The organism is Enterobacter cloacae complex sp. IR5459, from assembly GCF_049238005.1.
In the GTDB taxonomy this organism is placed as follows: Bacteria; Pseudomonadota; Gammaproteobacteria; order Enterobacterales; family Enterobacteriaceae; genus Enterobacter; species Enterobacter hormaechei_C.
Window position 1 is genome coordinate 52,207 of the sequence record NZ_JBMKIG010000003.1, and the last position, 15,770, is coordinate 67,976.

Here is a 15,770-nt window from a genome sequence, read left to right on the forward strand (position 1 = left end):
CCCTCATGCTTACATTCAGAACGGTGATTGCCGCCCTGACCTTCGCCACCCTCAGCGCGGGCGCGCTTGCGCAGGATGTGACGGTGATGATTTCTGGCGGCTTCAAAGCGGCGCTGGAGAAGCTGACGCCGCAGTACGAAGCGCAAAGCGGCGACAGGCTCATTGTGATCTCCGGCCCGTCGATGGGCAAAACGCCGCAGGCCATTCCGGCCCGGCTCGCCCGGGGCGAAAAAGCGGACGTGGTGATTATGGTGGGCGATGCGCTGGCGAAACTGGAACAGGATCGCAGGACGGCGGCGGGCTCCCGCGTGGAGCTGGCGGATTCGCCCGTCGGGATGGTCGTCAAAGCGGGCGCGCCGGTGCCGGATATCAGTACGGTGCCTGCCCTGCGGCAAACGCTGCTGAAGGCGCATTCCATGGCTTATTCCGACAGCGCCAGCGGCCGGTATGTTGAGAGCCAGCTGTTCCGTAAGCTGGGCATAGACGGCCAGGTCCACGATAAAGCGCACCGGGTTGAGCGTATCCCGGTGGCGTCTGAAGTGGCAAAAGGGAAATACGACCTCGGCTTTCAGCAGGTGAGCGAGCTTCTGCCGGTCCCGGGGGTGACGTTTGTCGGTAAGTTGCCTGACGACATTCAGTACATTACCCGTTTCGCCGGAGCCGTAACGCAGAAGGCCGACCATCCTGAACAGGGAAAAGCGCTGCTGACTTTTCTCGCCTCGCCACAGGCCGCCAGCGTCATTACGGCAACGGGCTTAACGCCCGTCAGTGCACCTCGCGATACTGCTCGGTAATCAGCGTTTCGAGTTCGGCAGCAATATAGGACTGGATCCGACCGCGGCGGCGGATCAGCCCCACGGTTCGCCTGACTTCAGGCTCGGTTAAAGGTACCGACGTCAGCAGCGAATGCTCTGCGCGGGGCATTGACATGGCGGGAACGGCCGCAATGCCGATCCCGGCTTCAACCATCCCCAGCATGGTCGTCACGTGCCGCGTTTCGCAGATGCTGGGGCGCTCAGGCCGAATATGCCCGACCCGCTGGTCGAGAAGATTGCGGTTGCCGGAGGTCTTATCCAGACCGATATAATCCTGCTGATAAAAAGCCTGCCACGTCAGGCTTTTTCTTTTTGCAAGCGGGCTGTCGCGTCGGCAGGCGGCCACGTAGACATCCTCCACCAGCGGGACAAACTCGATGTCGGGCTGCAAACTCCGGGCAAAGCAGATACCAAAATCCGCCTGTCCGCGGGTGACGGCCTCGATAACATTTCCGGCGCTGCTGTCGATCAGTTTTATGCGCACGCGGGGGTAACGGGACTGAAAGCGGCGGATCACATCCGGCATAAAGTAACAGGCGGCTGACGGCACCGTCGCCACGGTGATCAGCCCCGTGCGCTCTTCGCTGGCCTTATCGATATCCGAAAGCATGGACTCCACGTCAGCAAGCAGTTGCCCGCACCGGTCGGCAAAGGTCTGTCCATACAGGGTCAGCGTGACGCGCCGGGTGGTTCTGTCGAACAGTTTTGTCCCCAGTGCCGCCTCCAGCTTTTCAATTCTGCGACTCAACGCCGACTGGGAAAGGCAGATAGATTCTGCCGCAAGACGGAAATTGCCGTATTCCAGTAAAGCGCGGAAGGCATAGAGATCGTTGAGGTCAAAATTGACGGGCATACTGACGGGATCCTTAAGCACGGTAGGGTAAGAAGAGATTTATCATAGCCGCGCACGACATACTTCACAAAATGAAGGGGATACCCCTAAAGCGCTATCAACCTGACGGCACATAGTGATAGTTTATGCGGGCTGGATTCCTCTTAAACAGGCCGCCACTCTGCATGCAGCCGATGAGGAGTGTCATACTGCTTAACAGAGTATGTTGGCATGCTAACAGCCCCTGACCTTTCCATTTTGTTCACGTGCGAGTAACGAGCAAAGCGATGATTAAGTGGCCCTGGAAAACGAACGACGCTGGTCGAAATATGGCGCTCCCCTGGGATGAGGCTCTGGCGATCCCCGTGCTGGCGAATCTCTTGCCTGAAGAGCAATCAAAGCTGATTCAGCTGGCCGAGCGTTTTTTACAGCAAAAACGGCTGGTACCGCTACAGGGCTTCGAACTGGATCCGCTTAAAAATTCGCGCATCGCCCTGCTCTTCTGCTTGCCGGTGCTGGAGCTGGGTATCGAATGGCTGGATGGCTTCCACGAAGTGCTGATCTACCCGGCGCCGTTCATCGTCGATGATGAGTGGGAGGATGACATCGGGCTGGTGCACAACCAGCGTATGGTGCAGTCCGGGCAGAGCTGGCAGCAAGGGCCAATCATCCTCAACTGGCTGGATATTCAAGACTCGTTCGATGCCTCGGGCTTCAACCTGATCATTCACGAAGTGGCGCATAAGCTGGATACCCGTAACGGCGATCGCGCCAGCGGCGTGCCGCTGATCCCGCTGCGTGAAGTCGCGGGATGGGAGCACGACCTGCACGCGGCGATGGAAAACATTCAGGATGAGATCGACCTGGTGGGTGAAAGCGCGGCCAGCATTGATGCCTACGCCGCGACCGATCCCGCCGAGTGCTTTGCGGTGCTGTCCGAGTATTTCTTTAGCGCACCTGAGCTTTTTGCCCCGCGCTTCCCGGCGCTATGGCAGCGTTTTTGCCAGTTTTATCAGCAGGATCCACTCCAGCGTCTGCGGCAAAGTGAGGACGCAGCCAGCACATCCTCTCATCCGTTCCACTAATGTTTAAGGGGTACGATCGGTCGATCGTACCCACACGCTCACCGCGAGAAACAGCAGCGCCATTCCCCATGCGGCAGTAATCAAAAACTGCTCACCGTAAAAGCGCGTCACCACGGGTACCAGCAGCGCGCTGGCCCCGTAGCCCAGCGTATGGCTGGTGGCGATCACCCCTGCGCCTTTGCCCGTCGTCAGCCGATCGTTGAGCAAAAGCTGGTATCCCGGCGTTGCCATGGCGGCCCCCAGCGAAGTGATGACAATGCCCACGTAGAACAGGGCTAAACTGGCGAGAGACATCAGCCCAAGACCCGCCACCATCAGCACTGCGGCAATTAAGAGTAAAACTCTCGGGGTAAAATGCTGCGGGCGTACCACCAGAAACTGCGCCGCCAGGGTCGCCAGGGCGGCCAGACTCAGCAATAGCGCGACATGATGGCTGATTTGCACGACATCGCCATTGAATAACGGATGAAGATGCGGCGATAAGCCAAGCTGCATCAGGCTGACCAGCGCTGCCAGCAGCAGCGCCAGCACCAGGAAAGGCAGCATGGAGGCCTGTAACCGCGTCGACTGGTGCGCCACCGGCGGCAGCGGGGGATCGGCGGCTTCGCGCAGCACCAGCAGCAGCGCGATCAACGGCGCCAGCGCCATCAGCCAGAGCGGTGCGACCGGGCTGACGCCGAGCATCAGCGCGGCAAGAGGCGGTCCCAGCAGACGCCCGCAGCTCAGGCCAGAGCTTATCGTCGCCAGCGCCGCCATCCTTTTATCCAACCCCGCGCGTTGAATGGCCCACGTCTGGGCCGCAGGCACCAGCCCTGATACCGTCAGGCCGTACAGCATGCGCGACAGAACCAGGCCCGCCATTCCCCAGAGGGCATTCAGCGCGCCGTTCGCCATCGCCCAGACTACCAGCGCCATCACGACGAAGCTCGCCAGGTAGCCGCCCAGCGAGGCCAGCATAACGATCTTACAGCCGTGCCGCTCGCTCTGGCGTCCCCACCAGGGCGATGCGGGTAAAAAGAGCATCGAGCCGAACATCAACAGCCCGGCCCAGACGGAGAGCGACAATCCGGTCAGGGAGACCAGCTGCGGCAGCATGACCAGCAAACCGTTTTGTCCAATACCTAATAAACCGGCGCTCAGTGCCAGGGACCAGTTAGCTTTGGGGGCCACAACGTCAGTGAGATTCTCGGTACGGGTGCGCATAAAATTGTGAAGATAATGTCAATAAATGTGTGGAAATTATGAAGTTTATGAAAACAAATATTGCAAAAATAGTTGCCACTGTAAACAGAATGAATATCATAACGAGAATTATTATCAGTCATGGAATGAGGTACAACTATGCGTACTCTGCTCCGCTCCGCCGGTACAGATGTTGCGGCCCAGTGTTTTTTGAACGCGCTGCTGCGCGAAACGAAGGACTGGCACTATCTTCCCGCAACCCGTGCGGATGAGTTATCACTGATTCATATCCCGCTCTCCCCAACCCAGGCCATTCGGGTTCCGGTACGCTATTTCTCCCCCACACAGCATCACCAGTATCGTTTCCCGGCAACGCTGATTCAGGCCGACAGCGACGGCGGTGACACGGTCACATTCCATCAACTGATTGATTTAATTATTGAAAAAGAGACGGTTAAAGGCGCTCTGGATGCCGATACGCTGGCTCGCTTTAAGCAGCGCGTCCTGGAAAGCCATACACACACCTGGCAGGCCATTGATTTACGCCACAACTGGGCAAACCTGCGCGATAAGCCGCTGACCTTTGCCGAAGCGGAACAGGCGCTGCTGGTCGGCCATGCTTTTCATCCTGCCCCAAAGTCGCACGAGCCGTTTAACGAGGCCGAGGCGCGTCGCTATCTGCCGGATTTCGCCTCCCGCTTCCCGCTGCGCTGGTTTGCGGTTGAGCATGAGCTGATTACCGGCGACAGCCTGAATGTCTCCCTGCGGGAACGTCTGCTGCGCTTTGCAGCGCAGAGCGCGCCGGCTCTTCTCGGTCACTTCACCGACACCTGCTGGCTACTGCCGATGCACCCGTGGCAGGCCGACTATCTGCTGGAGCAGGACTGGTGCCAGCGTCTGGTAGAAAAAGGCGCCCTGCGCGATCTGGGCGAAGCCGGTGCGCCATGGCTACCCACCAGCTCTTCCCGCTCGCTGTACAGTGAAACCAACAGCGACATGATTAAATTCTCCCTGAGCGTGCGCCTGACCAACTCCGTGCGCACGCTGTCGGTGAAAGAGGTTAAGCGCGGCATGCGCCTGGCGCGGCTGGCGAAAACGGCACGCTGGCAGGAACTTCAGGCGCGCTACCCGACCATGCGTGTGATGCAGGAAGACGGCTGGGCGGGGCTGCGCGATGAGCACGGCGTCATTCAGGAAGAGAGCCTGATGGCCCTGCGCGTCAATCTGCTGTTCGATACCCCTGAAACGCAAACCAACGTGCTGGCGAGCCTGACCCAGGCCGCGCCGGACGGCGGCGACAGCCTGCTCGCCGCGGCGGTGCGTCGTCTGAGCCAGCGTCTGGACTTACCCCTCGCCCAGGCCGCGCGCTGCTGGCTGGATGCCTACTGCGACCGCGTATTGCTTCCGCTGTTCAGCGCCGAGGCGGACTACGGTCTGGTCCTGCTGGCGCACCAGCAAAATATCCTCGTTGAGATGCAGCAGGATTTCCCCGTTGGGCTGATCTACCGTGACTGCCAGGGCAGCGCCTGGACCGAAGGGGCCGACGCGTGGCTGAATGAGGCAGGTGAAACCGAAGTTGAAAACCGCTTCGGTGAGAGCCAGCTGCTGCGCTACTTCCCTTATTACCTGCTGCTGAACTCTACCCTTGCCGTCACCGCCGCGCTCGCCGCTGCCGGTTTCGACAGCGAAGAGAACCTGATGTCCCGCGTGCGTGACGCGCTGGCCGAACTGCGCACGACGGCGAAGCAGACCCGCTGCCTTGATTATGTGCTCGACAGCCCGACCTGGAACTGTAAAGGCAACTTCTTCTGCTATCTGCACGATCGCAACGAAAACACCATCGTCGATCCGGCGGTGATCTATTTCGACTTCAGCAACCCGTTTTATAAGGAGAAGGCGTGATGGCAAACGCGAATATCGTCCATTCCGGCTACGGCTTTCGCTGCACGGTCACGGAACAAAACCTGCCGCTGACGCTGGGTCTCGACGGCAGCGCGGTGATGGAGCGGCTGATCGGGCTCCCGGACGGCTGGCTGGTGGACGCCCTCGACCAGCTGTTTGTTGCCGCGCCCGCCCTGACCGGCATTACCCTGCCGTGGGCAGCCTGGCAGGATGAACCTCAGGCGCAGGCGCTGTTTAGCCTCGTTCACGGAGATTATCTGGCGCGTGAAATTTTCTGGCAGCTGCCGCTGTGGCTGAAAGGCGAACGCCCGCAGGCGAGCGGCGGAATGCAGTTTGACGAAAGCCGTCAGCTGTACTTCCCGCTGCGCCCTCACCGCCCACAGGGCGAGGTGTATCGCCGTTACGATCCGCAGATTAAGCGCACCCTGAGCTTCCGCGTGGCGGACGTGGCGCTGGACGGCGAGCGTTTTACCCGCTGGATGAACACCCCACGCGTGAACGCTTTCTGGGAGATGGCCGGCCCGCAGGCCGAGCAGGAGAACTACCTGCGCCGTCAGCTCGACTCGACCTATTGCTATCCGGTGATCGGCTGCTTTGACGATCAGCCATTCGGCTATTTTGAACTCTACTGGGCGGCGGAAGACCGCATTGGCCGCCACTATCGCTGGCAGCCCTTTGACCGCGGGCTGCATATGCTGGTGGGCGAAGAGAACTGGCGCGGAGCGCAGTATATCCGCAGCTGGCTGCGCGGCCTGAGCCACTATCTGTATCTCGATGAACCGCGCACGGCGCGCATTGTGGCGGAACCGCGCTTCGACAACCAGCGTCTGTTCCGCCATCTGGCGTCCGCCGGTTTCGACACAGTGAAAGAGTTCGACTTCCCGCACAAACGCTCCCGTCTCATCATGAGCGAGCGTCATCGCTTCTTCCACGAGGTGGAACTGTGAACGCGCTCTGGCAGAAAGTGAACCGCGAGATGGTGGCGAAGATCCTCGCCGAACTGGAATATGAACGCACCCTGCGCGCCGAGCCGGATTCGGCGGACTACTGGCGCATCAGTATGGGCAACGCGTGCTGGCAGTTTCGCGCCACGCGTGGGATCTGGGGCTGGCTGCATATTGACCCTGATACCCTGACCACCACCAGCGGCGCGGCGGTCGAAGCGGAAAACGCGCTGCTGCAACTGGCCACCGTACTGGAGATGAGCGACGCGCAAACAGCGGAGCACATGGAAGATCTCTACGCCACGCTGCGGGGCGACATGCAGCTGTTGCAGGCGCGTGAAACGCTGGATGCCGATGCGCTGATCCACCTTGACCCGGACGAGCTACAGTGCCTGATGCGCGGTCACCCGAAGTTTATTTTCAACAAGGGACGCCGCGGCTGGGGGCTGGATGCCCTGCGCCTGTACGCGCCGGAATATCGCGGGCGTTTTCGCCTGCACTGGGTCGCCGTGCAGCGCGATCGTCTGGTCTGGAGCAGCGACGCCGATTGCGATATTAACGCCCTGCTCTCCAGCGCCATGGACGATGCCGAGCGCGAGCGGTTCGACGCCCGCTGGCAGGAGCTGGATCTGGATGATAGCTGGCTGCAGGTGCCGCTGCACCCGTGGCAGTGGCAGCAAAAAATTGCCATTCATTTCCTGGCGCAGCTCGCACGCGGTGAAATGGTGGAGCTGGGTGAGTTCGGCGATGAGTATCTGGCGCAGCAGTCCCTGCGCACGCTGACCAACGCCAGCCGTCGCGCGCCGTATGACATCAAGCTGCCGCTGACCATCTACAACACCTCCTGCTATCGCGGTATTCCGGGCAAGTATATTGCCGCCGGTCCGCTGGCCTCGCGCTGGCTACAGCAGCAGTTTGCCAGCGATGCCACGCTGATTCGCTCCGGGGCGCAGGTGCTTGGCGAACCCGCTGCCGGATATCTGTCGCATCCGGGTTATGCCGCATTGCCTGAGGCGCCGTACCGCTATCAGGAGATGCTGGGGGTGATCTGGCGCGAGAACCCATCCTGCTATTTACAGGATGGTGAACGGGCGGTGCTGATGGCGGCGCTGATGGAAACCGATAATCAGGGGCGCCCGCTGATTGACGCATGGATCAAACGCTCGGGGTTAACCGCTGACGCATGGCTGGAAAAGCTGTTTGAGGCGACGGTGATCCCCTTCTATCACCTGCTCTGTCGCTACGGGGTGGCGCTCATCGCCCACGGCCAGAACGTCACGCTGGTGATGAAAGATTACGTTCCGCAGCGCATTTTGCTGAAGGATTTCCAGGGCGATATGCGCCTGGTGGATGAAGATTTCCCGCAGGCGCAGAGCCTGCCGGAGCAGGTAAAAGCGGTGACGGCGCGCCTCAGCGCGGATTACATCATCCACGACCTGCAAACCGGCAACTTTGTCACGGTGCTGCGCTTTATATCCCGCCTCACCCTGCAATGCGGCGTGAATGAAACCCGCTTCTATCAGATCCTGGCGCTGGTGTTACATCGTTATATGGCCGCCCATCCGGATCTTGCGGCGCGCTTCGCGAAGTTCGACCTGTTTAAGCCGCAGATTATTCGCGTGATCCTCAACCCGGTCAAACTGACCTTCTCTGAACACGACGGCGGCAGCCGCATGCTGCCGAACTACGTCTGCGATCTTGATAACCCTCTTTTTCTGGTCTCCCGGGAGTCAGCGCAATGAAAACCTATGATTTCATCGGCATTGGTATCGGTCCGTTCAACCTCAGTATTGCCGCGCTGGCGGAGGGGCTGGACGGTTTTAGCTCGCTGTTTCTTGAACGCAAGCCGCACTTCTCCTGGCACCCGGGGATGATGGTGCCGGACTGCCATATGCAGACCAGCTTCCTGAAGGATCTGGTCAGCGCCGTAGAGCCAACCAACCGCCACAGCTTCCTGAACTACCTGGTACAGCGCAAAAAGTTCTACCGTTTCCTCACCACCGAGCAGCGCACCGTGTCGCGCGAGGAGTTTGCCGACTACCTGTGCTGGGCGGCGGATAACCTCACCAACCTGGCCTTCAGCCAGCAGGTACAGCAGGTCAGCTTTGATGAGCAAAACGGCCTGTTTGAGATCGTGACCCAGCGGGATCGCTTTCTGGCGCGGCACGTCTGCGTGGGGATTGGGAAGCAGATCAATCTGCCAGACTGCGTCACCGCGCAGGACGATACCTGCTTCCACGCCAGCGAAATGATGCTGCGCACGCCGGATTTAGCGGGCAAGCGCGTCACCGTCGTCGGCGGCGGCCAGAGCGGTGCGGATCTGTTCCTGAATATCTTCCGTGGGGAATGGGGCCAGCCGCTGAGCCTCAACTGGGTGTCGCGCCGCAACAACTACAACGCGCTGGATGAAGCCGCGTTTGCTAACGAGTATTTCACGCCAGAGTATGTGGACAGCTTCTCGACCCTCGGTGACGACGCCCGACGTCAGATGTTGCAGGAGCAGAAAATGACCTCCGACGGGATCACCACCGAGTCCCTGCTGGCGATTTACCGCGCCATGTACCACCGTTTCGAAGTGCTGCGTGAAAAACCCTGGGCGCACCTGATGCCGTCCCGCTCGGTGACGGCGCTGACGCGCCAGGAAACCGGACCTCGCCTCAGCATCCAGCATCACCTGGACGGCGGGCGCGAACAGCTTGAAAGCGACGTGGTGATTTTCGCCACCGGCTACCGCGCCGTGCAGCCTGCTTTTCTCGCCCCGCTCTCTTCCCGACTGCGTCTGGATGAGGATGAAGCCTTCTGCATCAACAACGATTTTACCCTTGAATGGGACGGCCCGCAGAGCAACCGCCTGTTTGCCGTGAATGCCGGGATGCACCGTCTCGGTATTGCCGAACCCCAGCTCAGCCTGATGGCCTGGCGCGCGGCGCGAATTTTGAATCGCGCTCACGATGACGAGCCGTTTGAGCTGGCAACCACCCCCGGCGTGATCCACTGGCGGAGCACCACCAGCCCGGAGAGCAGCCAGGTTATTAAATCATTAATAAAGACCACCGAGTACTGACACACACATTCAGGATCAACATAACAATGAAACGTTCTCATCTTTGGGTTTTAAATCCGTGCTTGCTTGCCATGCTTTCTACCTCTGCGTGGGCGGAAGAACAAAAGGAAGAAGATATTGTGGTCTCCGCCAGCCGGGCACATCGCAGCGTGGCAGAGATGGCGCAAACCACCTGGGTTATTGAGCGGGCGGAAATTGAGCAGCAGGTTCAGGGCGGGAAAGAGATTAAAGACGTTCTGGCCCAGCTGATCCCCGGCATGGACGTCAGCAGCCAGGGACGTACCAACTACGGCATGAACCTGCGCGGTCGCTCCATGATGGTGATGGTGGACGGCGTACGTCTGAACTCGTCCCGCAGCGACAGCCGCCAGCTCGACTCTATCGATCCGTTCAACATTGACCGCATCGAAGTGATCTCCGGCGCCACCTCGCTGTACGGCGGCGGCAGTACCGGCGGGCTGGTGAACATCGTCACCAAAAAAGGCCAGCCGGAGACCGAAGTGGAGTTCCAGACCGGGGCAAAAAGCGGGTTTAACAGCCATAACGACCATGATGAGAACGTCTCCGCAGCCGTGAGCGGCGGCAATGACAACGCCTCTGGTCGTCTGTCGGTCTCCTATCAGCGCTACGGCGGCTGGTATGACGGCAACGGCGACGAGGTGATTATCGATAACACCCAGACCGGCTTGCAGTATTCCGACCGTATCGACGTGATGGGGACAGGCACCATCAACATCGACGATCATCAGCAGCTCCAGTTAACCACGCAGTACTACAAGAGCGAATCTGACGGCAAGCACGGCCTGTTCCTTGGGGAGAATTTCGCTGCGGTCACGGGCGATGCCAAAGCCTATAACAAAGACAACCTGAACTCTGACCGTATCCCGGGCACAGAGCGTCACCTGATCAACCTGCAATACTCGAACACCGATTTCTGGGGTCAGGATCTGGTTGCGCAGATTTACTACCGTGACGAGAGCCTGACCTACTACCCGTTCCCGACGCTGAGCAAAGGCGCGGTGACCAGCATTGGCGCGTCCCAGCAGAAAACCGATTTTTACGGCGGCAAGCTGACGCTGAACAGCAAGCCGATGGACGACCTGACCCTCACCTGGGGCGTGGATGCCGACCATGAAACGTTCGATGCCAACCAGCAGTTCTTCGACTTAAGCAAAGCGGCGGCGAGCGGCGGCATGGAGCTGGACAATGCCTACAACGTGGGCCGTTATCCGGGTTACAGCATTACCAACCTCGCGCCGTTCCTGCAAGCCAGCTATGACATTGACGCCATCACCCTGAGCGGCGGCGTGCGTTATCAGTACACCGAAAACAAGGTGGACGATTTTGTCGGTTACGCCCAGCAGCAGGCAATCGCCACGGGCAAAGCCACCTCCGCTGACGCGGTGCCGGGCGGGAAAACCGACTACAACAACTTCCTGTTTAACGCCGGGATCCTTGGACGTCTGACCGAACAGCAACAGCTGTGGTTTAACTTCTCCCAGGGCTTCGAGATCCCGGACCTGGCGAAGTACTACGGCTCCGGCACCTATCAGCTGGTCGATGGTCACTATCGTCTGCAAAACAGCGTCAATGTGAACGACTCAACGCTGGACGGGATTAAGGTCAATGCTTACGAGCTCGGCTGGCGCTTCACCGGCGATAACCTGCGTACTCAGGTGGCGGCATACTACTCGCTCTCGGATAAAACCATCACCATCAACAAGAGCGACATGACCATCAACCTGGAGGACGACAAACGTCGTATCTATGGGGTTGAAGGCCAGGTGGATTATTTCTTCACCGACAGCGACTGGAGCACCGGGGCGAACTTTAACGCCATCAAGTCCGAAACGCGTGAAAACGGTAAATGGGAGAAGCTGACGGTCGACAGCGCCAGCCCGTCTAAAGCCAGCGCATGGGTCAACTGGGCGCCGGGCGACTGGACGCTACGCGTGCAGAGCACACAAACCTTTGACGTGTCTGACGCCGACGGTAAGAAGATTGATGGCTATAACACCGTTGATTTCCTGGGTAGCTACGCCCTGCCGGTGGGCAAAGTCAGCTTCAGCGTGGAGAACCTGCTGGACAAAGACTACACCACCGCCTGGGGCCAGCGCGCACCGGGGCTGTATAGCCCAACCTACGGCGCACCGGGTCTTTATACTTATAAAGGCCGTGGACGTACGTTTGGTCTGAACTACTCCGTTCTGTTCTGATCCTGCGCGCCGCCTGTCTGCGGGCGGCGCGATTTGCTGTGCAATTTGAAAGCAAATTTGCTAATAAATCATCGGTTTGCTGAAATTGTCGACAAACGAACAAAAACGGTGTTTTCCCCTTTGACAAGGCGCACGCAGGTCGATAATATGCGCCTCGTTCACACGATTCCTCTGTAGTTCAGTCGGTAGAACGGCGGACTGTTAATCCGTATGTCACTGGTTCGAGTCCAGTCAGAGGAGCCAAATTTGAAAAGCCTGCTTTTAAAGCAGGCTTTTTGCTTTTGTGGGTTCGGTAAATTTGCCGGGTGGCGGCTGCGCCTTACCCGGCCTAGTGATTAGCGACTAAATCTGATAATCAATCGCCACCTCTTCCGGCTCCATCACCTGGCGTTTGATCTCATCCACCGACAGGCCCGCGTTGCATAGCTCAATAAAACGCCACACGTAGTTACGCTGAAGCTGCCCGCGCTTTAGCCCCAGCCAGACGGTATTCGCATCGAACAGGTGACGCGTATCCAGACGCACCAGATTTCCGGCCTCATATTCTCCGCCAGACTGCTCGGCCACCAGGCCAATCCCCAGCCCTAACTCGACGTAGGTTTTGATCACGTCGGAATCCTGCGCGCTCAGCACCACGTCCGGCGTGAGCCCTTTACGCTTGAACGCTTCATCAATGCGCGAGCGCCCGGTAATGCCCTGCCGGTAGGTAATCAGCGGCCATTTGACGATCTCTTCCAGCGTCAACGGCGAAACCTGATTCAGCGGGTGATCGGCGGGTAACAGCAGGCTGTGGTGCCAGCGGAACCACGGGAACGCCACCAGCAGCGGGTCGTTGCTCAGCCGTTCACTGGCGATACCGATATCGGCCCCGCCGTTATGCAGCAGCACTTCGATTTCCTGCGGCGTGCCCTGGATCAGTTCGAGACGTACGTCCGGGAAGATCTCACGAAATGCTTTGATAACCGTCGGAAGACTGTAGCGCGCCTGTGTATGGGTGGTGGCGATAGTCAGCACACCGGAAGCGTCGTTGGTAAAGAGATCCGCCAGCCGGCGAACGTTGCTGGCCTCGTTGAGAATGCGCTCAGCGATGGTCAGTAATGCCTTGCCTGGCTCGGTCATACCCAGCAGGCGCTTGCCGCGACGGATAAAAATCTCAATGCCTAACTCCTCCTCCAGCTCGCGGATATGCCGGCTGACGCCCGACTGAGAGGTGTAAAGCATATTGGCGACTTCGGTCAGGTTGTAATCCCGCCTGGCCGCCTCACGAATAATTTTAAGTTGCTGGAAATTCACAATTCACTCCGGCGCATCTGACATAAGGCTATTGTTAGAGTCAGCCGGGCTGGAGAACAAATAATAAAAACCAGCATCTTATGCTTATTTGGAATATCAGCTGACCAGTTGCAGCTCGCGATTTTCCAGCGACGGCTTACTGACCAGAGACATCAGGATCTCTTTCACCGCCTGCGCCTGCGGTGACAGGGAGCCGCGCGCGGACATATTTAACGACAGCGGTAAGCTCATGGATGGCGTGGTGATACGGGCCATCCAGCCGTTTGCCGCGCTGCACAGTGAACGTGCGGCAGACTCGGGCAGAACCGTTACACCCATGCCGCTGGCAATGGCGGCAGTCAGCGTGGAGATGGAGTCGATCTCGCCGATGATCTTCGCCGTCAGACGGCGCAGCGAGAACGCTTCGTCAACGCGCACGCGCACGGCACTGTAGTCGCGCGGCAGAAACAGGTTCATCTCTGCCACAGCGGTTAAATCAATGCTCTGGCCAGGGCAATCACGGGTACCGACCAGATAAAGATCTTCCTTCAGCAGCGGCTGGCTGGTGATCCCGGCAACCGGGGAGCGATCGTACAGCACCGCCATATCCAGCTGACCGTTGAGCAGTTTGTCATTGAGCACGGAACCACTGTTCTCATGCAGATAAACCAGCACTTCCGGTAGCTCTGCGCGCACCGCCTGAAGCAGCGGCATGGTTACCGACGATGCGGCCGTTCCCGGCGCCAGCCCGATGGAGACATGGCCACTCAGGGTCTGACCCACATTGTGCACGGCCAGCTGCGCCTGTTCACACTGACGCAGGATCGTGCGGGCATGGGTATATAAAATTTTTCCCGCTTCGGTAGGCGTTACGCCGCGCTTGGTGCGGATCAACAGTTGCTGGTCCATTTCGCCTTCCAGAGTCGCGACCTGCTGGCTCAGCGCAGGCTGCGCGATATGCAGCACTTCAGCCGCCTGGGTCAGGCTGCCGATATCGACGATTTTTACGAAGTATTTCAGTCGTCTTAAGTTCATGTTGCCCCCTGTTCGAAAATAGCGTGCCGGTAACGGCTGTGTTGTTAAATAGGTTTTGCAATATGGATGCCAGTTTTTTGCAGCGGGTGTATGTCTCTGCTAAGCGGCTGAAAATAAGGAAAGCCAATCACTGATGCCTTTTTTGAGACGGGGACAACGGTTTCCGATCTGCCCCATTCGGGGTATATCTGCACAATAATGGTGCATTCCGTTGGCAAAAACGTCACTTTGCTGGTTTTGTCAGCAAACAGTCTGAAGTGGGCGATACATCCTTTGACAAGGCGTACGGAGGTCGATAATATGCGCCCCGTTCACACGATTCCTCTGTAGTTCAGTCGGTAGAACGGCGGACTGTTAATCCGTATGTCACTGGTTCGAGTCCAGTCAGAGGAGCCAAATTTGAAAAGCCTGCTTTTAAAGCAGGCTTTTTGCTTTTCTGCGTTCGGTAAGTTTGTCGGGTGGCGCTCCGCTTACCCGACCTACGGTACTCAAGGCCCGGCAAGCGAAGCGCTACCAGTCATAGCAAGCTTCACCGGCATCCCCGACCGCCGTTCCAGTTCAGCGCCCGCCCCTTCACTTATCAGCTGCGTCCTTTGTGCGGCTGAAATGGGCAGCGGCACCTTATTTGTCGATTCAAATTCCGCGCGATTGCGTGAAAGCGGCTCGTGAACCTCTACCCAACGGCTACCGTCCGGCTCCGTGGTCACTTTTACGGGCTGATCGATAAGCTGTACCCGCGTCCCCACCGAAACGTTATCGAACAGGTATTTGATATCGTTATTACGCAGGCGAATGCAGCCCTGGCTGACGCGCAGACCAATGCCGAAATTTGAGTTAGTACCGTGGATCGCGTACAGCCTGCCGATATAAAGGGCATACAGCCCCATCGGGTTATCCGGCCCGGCGGGAACGAACGCGGGCAACGTTTTCCCTTCCTTCGCGTAAGCACGTCGCGTATTTGGCGTGGGTGACCAGGTTGGGCCTTCCTGTTTGCGCTCAACGGCGGTTACCCAGTTACGCGGCGTTTCGCGCCCGGCCTGACCGATGCCAATAGGCAGCACCTCAACCGTGTTACTGCCGGGTGGATAATAGTAAAGTCGCATTTCCGCGACGTTCACCACAATTCCCTCGCGCACCGTTGGCGGCAGAATAAGCTGCTGGGGTACCGCAAGCTGTGTTCCGGCTCGCGGTAAAAACGGATCCACCCCCGGGTTGGCTTCCAGCATATTGCTCAACCCCTGTCCGTGCTGCGCTGCAAACGCTTCGAGCGGCAGAGTATTGCCCTCAGGCACAGTGATGGTGATCGGCGCCCCCACCAGGCGGCTGCCCTCGGGAGGGAGGGGGTAGGTTACAGCAGATGCAGCGGGAACCAGAATACCAAGCGTAAAAACGAACGAGGCAAATCGAATCATAGTGTTCTGTA

At 58.7% G+C, this 15,770-nt stretch carries 12 protein-coding genes and 2 tRNA genes; 9 read left to right on the forward strand and 5 right to left on the reverse strand.

All coding sequences use genetic code 11. The features are described 5' to 3' along the window. Positions 1 to 5: 5 nt before the first annotated feature. On the forward strand, positions 6 to 794 hold the full coding sequence (locus ACOTX4_RS06785) for a substrate-binding domain-containing protein (protein ID WP_032609610.1): 789 nt from the start codon (positions 6 to 8) through the stop codon (positions 792 to 794). On the opposite strand, the gene ACOTX4_RS06790 is transcribed toward ACOTX4_RS06785, so the two are convergent. Then, positions 766 to 1,668: a LysR family transcriptional regulator gene (locus ACOTX4_RS06790; RefSeq protein WP_003859540.1), complete on the reverse strand. Its 903-nt coding sequence runs from the start codon at positions 1,666 to 1,668 to the stop codon at positions 766 to 768. The two genes, ACOTX4_RS06785 and ACOTX4_RS06790, sit on opposite strands and share 29 nt — an antisense overlap. A gap of 266 nt (positions 1,669 to 1,934) precedes the next feature. Here ACOTX4_RS06790 and mtfA point away from each other — a divergent pair, with 266 nt between their 5' ends. Continuing rightward, positions 1,935 to 2,732 (forward strand): DgsA anti-repressor MtfA, encoded by a 798-nt coding sequence (gene mtfA / locus ACOTX4_RS06795; RefSeq protein WP_003859539.1) that lies wholly within the window; start codon positions 1,935 to 1,937, stop codon positions 2,730 to 2,732. 3 nt (positions 2,733 to 2,735) lie between these two features. Here the strand turns inward: mtfA and ACOTX4_RS06800 are convergent, their stop codons facing one another. Next, positions 2,736 to 3,935: an MFS transporter gene (locus ACOTX4_RS06800; protein WP_045330372.1), complete on the reverse strand. Its 1,200-nt coding sequence runs from the start codon at positions 3,933 to 3,935 to the stop codon at positions 2,736 to 2,738. A 138-nt stretch (positions 3,936 to 4,073) separates the two neighbouring features. Between ACOTX4_RS06800 and ACOTX4_RS06805 the strand changes: the two genes are divergently transcribed. The 6 genes from ACOTX4_RS06805 to ACOTX4_RS06830 all read left to right on the forward strand — a co-directional run bounded on the left by ACOTX4_RS06805 (position 4,074) and on the right by ACOTX4_RS06830 (position 12,283). Beyond that, entirely contained in the window at positions 4,074 to 5,816 is a 1,743-nt protein-coding gene (locus ACOTX4_RS06805; RefSeq protein ID WP_421635364.1) for an IucA/IucC family protein, read from the forward strand. Next, complete coding sequence (locus ACOTX4_RS06810) at positions 5,816 to 6,763, forward strand: GNAT family N-acetyltransferase (protein ID WP_023314431.1); 948 nt, start codon at positions 5,816 to 5,818, stop codon at positions 6,761 to 6,763. Before ACOTX4_RS06805 ends, ACOTX4_RS06810 begins: the two co-directional genes overlap by 1 nt. Further along, on the forward strand, positions 6,760 to 8,502 hold the full coding sequence (gene iucC, locus ACOTX4_RS06815) for an IucA/IucC family protein (RefSeq protein ID WP_045330377.1): 1,743 nt from the start codon (positions 6,760 to 6,762) through the stop codon (positions 8,500 to 8,502). The genes ACOTX4_RS06810 and iucC overlap by 4 nt, the downstream gene beginning before the upstream one ends. Continuing rightward, entirely contained in the window at positions 8,499 to 9,824 is a 1,326-nt protein-coding gene (locus tag ACOTX4_RS06820) for a lysine N(6)-hydroxylase/L-ornithine N(5)-oxygenase family protein (protein ID WP_023314433.1), read from the forward strand. Before iucC ends, ACOTX4_RS06820 begins: the two co-directional genes overlap by 4 nt. A gap of 26 nt (positions 9,825 to 9,850) precedes the next feature. Continuing rightward, positions 9,851 to 12,040 carry a TonB-dependent siderophore receptor gene (locus ACOTX4_RS06825; RefSeq protein ID WP_023324924.1) on the forward strand — a complete coding sequence of 730 codons (2,190 nt, stop codon included), beginning with the start codon at positions 9,851 to 9,853 and terminating at the stop codon, positions 12,038 to 12,040. 167 nt (positions 12,041 to 12,207) lie between these two features. Further along, positions 12,208 to 12,283 (forward strand) — tRNA-Asn (locus tag ACOTX4_RS06830). A 99-nt stretch (positions 12,284 to 12,382) separates the two neighbouring features. On the opposite strand, the gene cbl is transcribed toward ACOTX4_RS06830, so the two are convergent. Continuing rightward, complete coding sequence (gene cbl / locus ACOTX4_RS06835; RefSeq protein ID WP_003859532.1) at positions 12,383 to 13,333, reverse strand: HTH-type transcriptional regulator Cbl; 951 nt, start codon at positions 13,331 to 13,333, stop codon at positions 12,383 to 12,385. A gap of 96 nt (positions 13,334 to 13,429) precedes the next feature. Beyond that, complete coding sequence (nac, locus tag ACOTX4_RS06840) at positions 13,430 to 14,347, reverse strand: nitrogen assimilation transcriptional regulator NAC (RefSeq protein WP_003859531.1); 918 nt, start codon at positions 14,345 to 14,347, stop codon at positions 13,430 to 13,432. A gap of 320 nt (positions 14,348 to 14,667) precedes the next feature. Here nac and ACOTX4_RS06845 point away from each other — a divergent pair. Further along, positions 14,668 to 14,743, forward strand: a tRNA-Asn gene (locus tag ACOTX4_RS06845). A 92-nt stretch (positions 14,744 to 14,835) separates the two neighbouring features. On the opposite strand, the gene ldtA is transcribed toward ACOTX4_RS06845, so the two are convergent. Then, positions 14,836 to 15,759, reverse strand: coding sequence for a L,D-transpeptidase (ldtA, locus tag ACOTX4_RS06850; protein WP_032659287.1), 924 nt, complete (start codon positions 15,757 to 15,759; stop codon positions 14,836 to 14,838). Positions 15,760 to 15,770: the final 11 nt, after the last annotated feature.

What these genes read in the sequence shown, in the direction of transcription:
- ACOTX4_RS06785 (WP_032609610.1), top strand. Translation starts at nt 6, where the DNA reads ATGCTTACATTCAGAACGGTGATTGCCGCCCTGACCTTCGCCACCCTC.
- ACOTX4_RS06790 (WP_003859540.1), bottom strand. Translation starts at nt 1,668, where the DNA reads ATGCCCGTCAATTTTGACCTCAACGATCTCTATGCCTTCCGCGCTTTA.
- mtfA (WP_003859539.1), top strand. Translation starts at nt 1,935, where the DNA reads ATGATTAAGTGGCCCTGGAAAACGAACGACGCTGGTCGAAATATGGCG.
- ACOTX4_RS06800 (WP_045330372.1), bottom strand. Translation starts at nt 3,935, where the DNA reads ATGCGCACCCGTACCGAGAATCTCACTGACGTTGTGGCCCCCAAAGCT.
- ACOTX4_RS06805 (WP_421635364.1), top strand. Translation starts at nt 4,074, where the DNA reads ATGCGTACTCTGCTCCGCTCCGCCGGTACAGATGTTGCGGCCCAGTGT.
- ACOTX4_RS06810 (WP_023314431.1), top strand. Translation starts at nt 5,816, where the DNA reads ATGGCAAACGCGAATATCGTCCATTCCGGCTACGGCTTTCGCTGCACG.
- ACOTX4_RS06820 (WP_023314433.1), top strand. Translation starts at nt 8,499, where the DNA reads ATGAAAACCTATGATTTCATCGGCATTGGTATCGGTCCGTTCAACCTC.
- ACOTX4_RS06825 (WP_023324924.1), top strand. Translation starts at nt 9,851, where the DNA reads ATGAAACGTTCTCATCTTTGGGTTTTAAATCCGTGCTTGCTTGCCATG.
- nac (WP_003859531.1), bottom strand. Translation starts at nt 14,347, where the DNA reads ATGAACTTAAGACGACTGAAATACTTCGTAAAAATCGTCGATATCGGC.
- ldtA (WP_032659287.1), bottom strand. Translation starts at nt 15,759, where the DNA reads ATGATTCGATTTGCCTCGTTCGTTTTTACGCTTGGTATTCTGGTTCCC.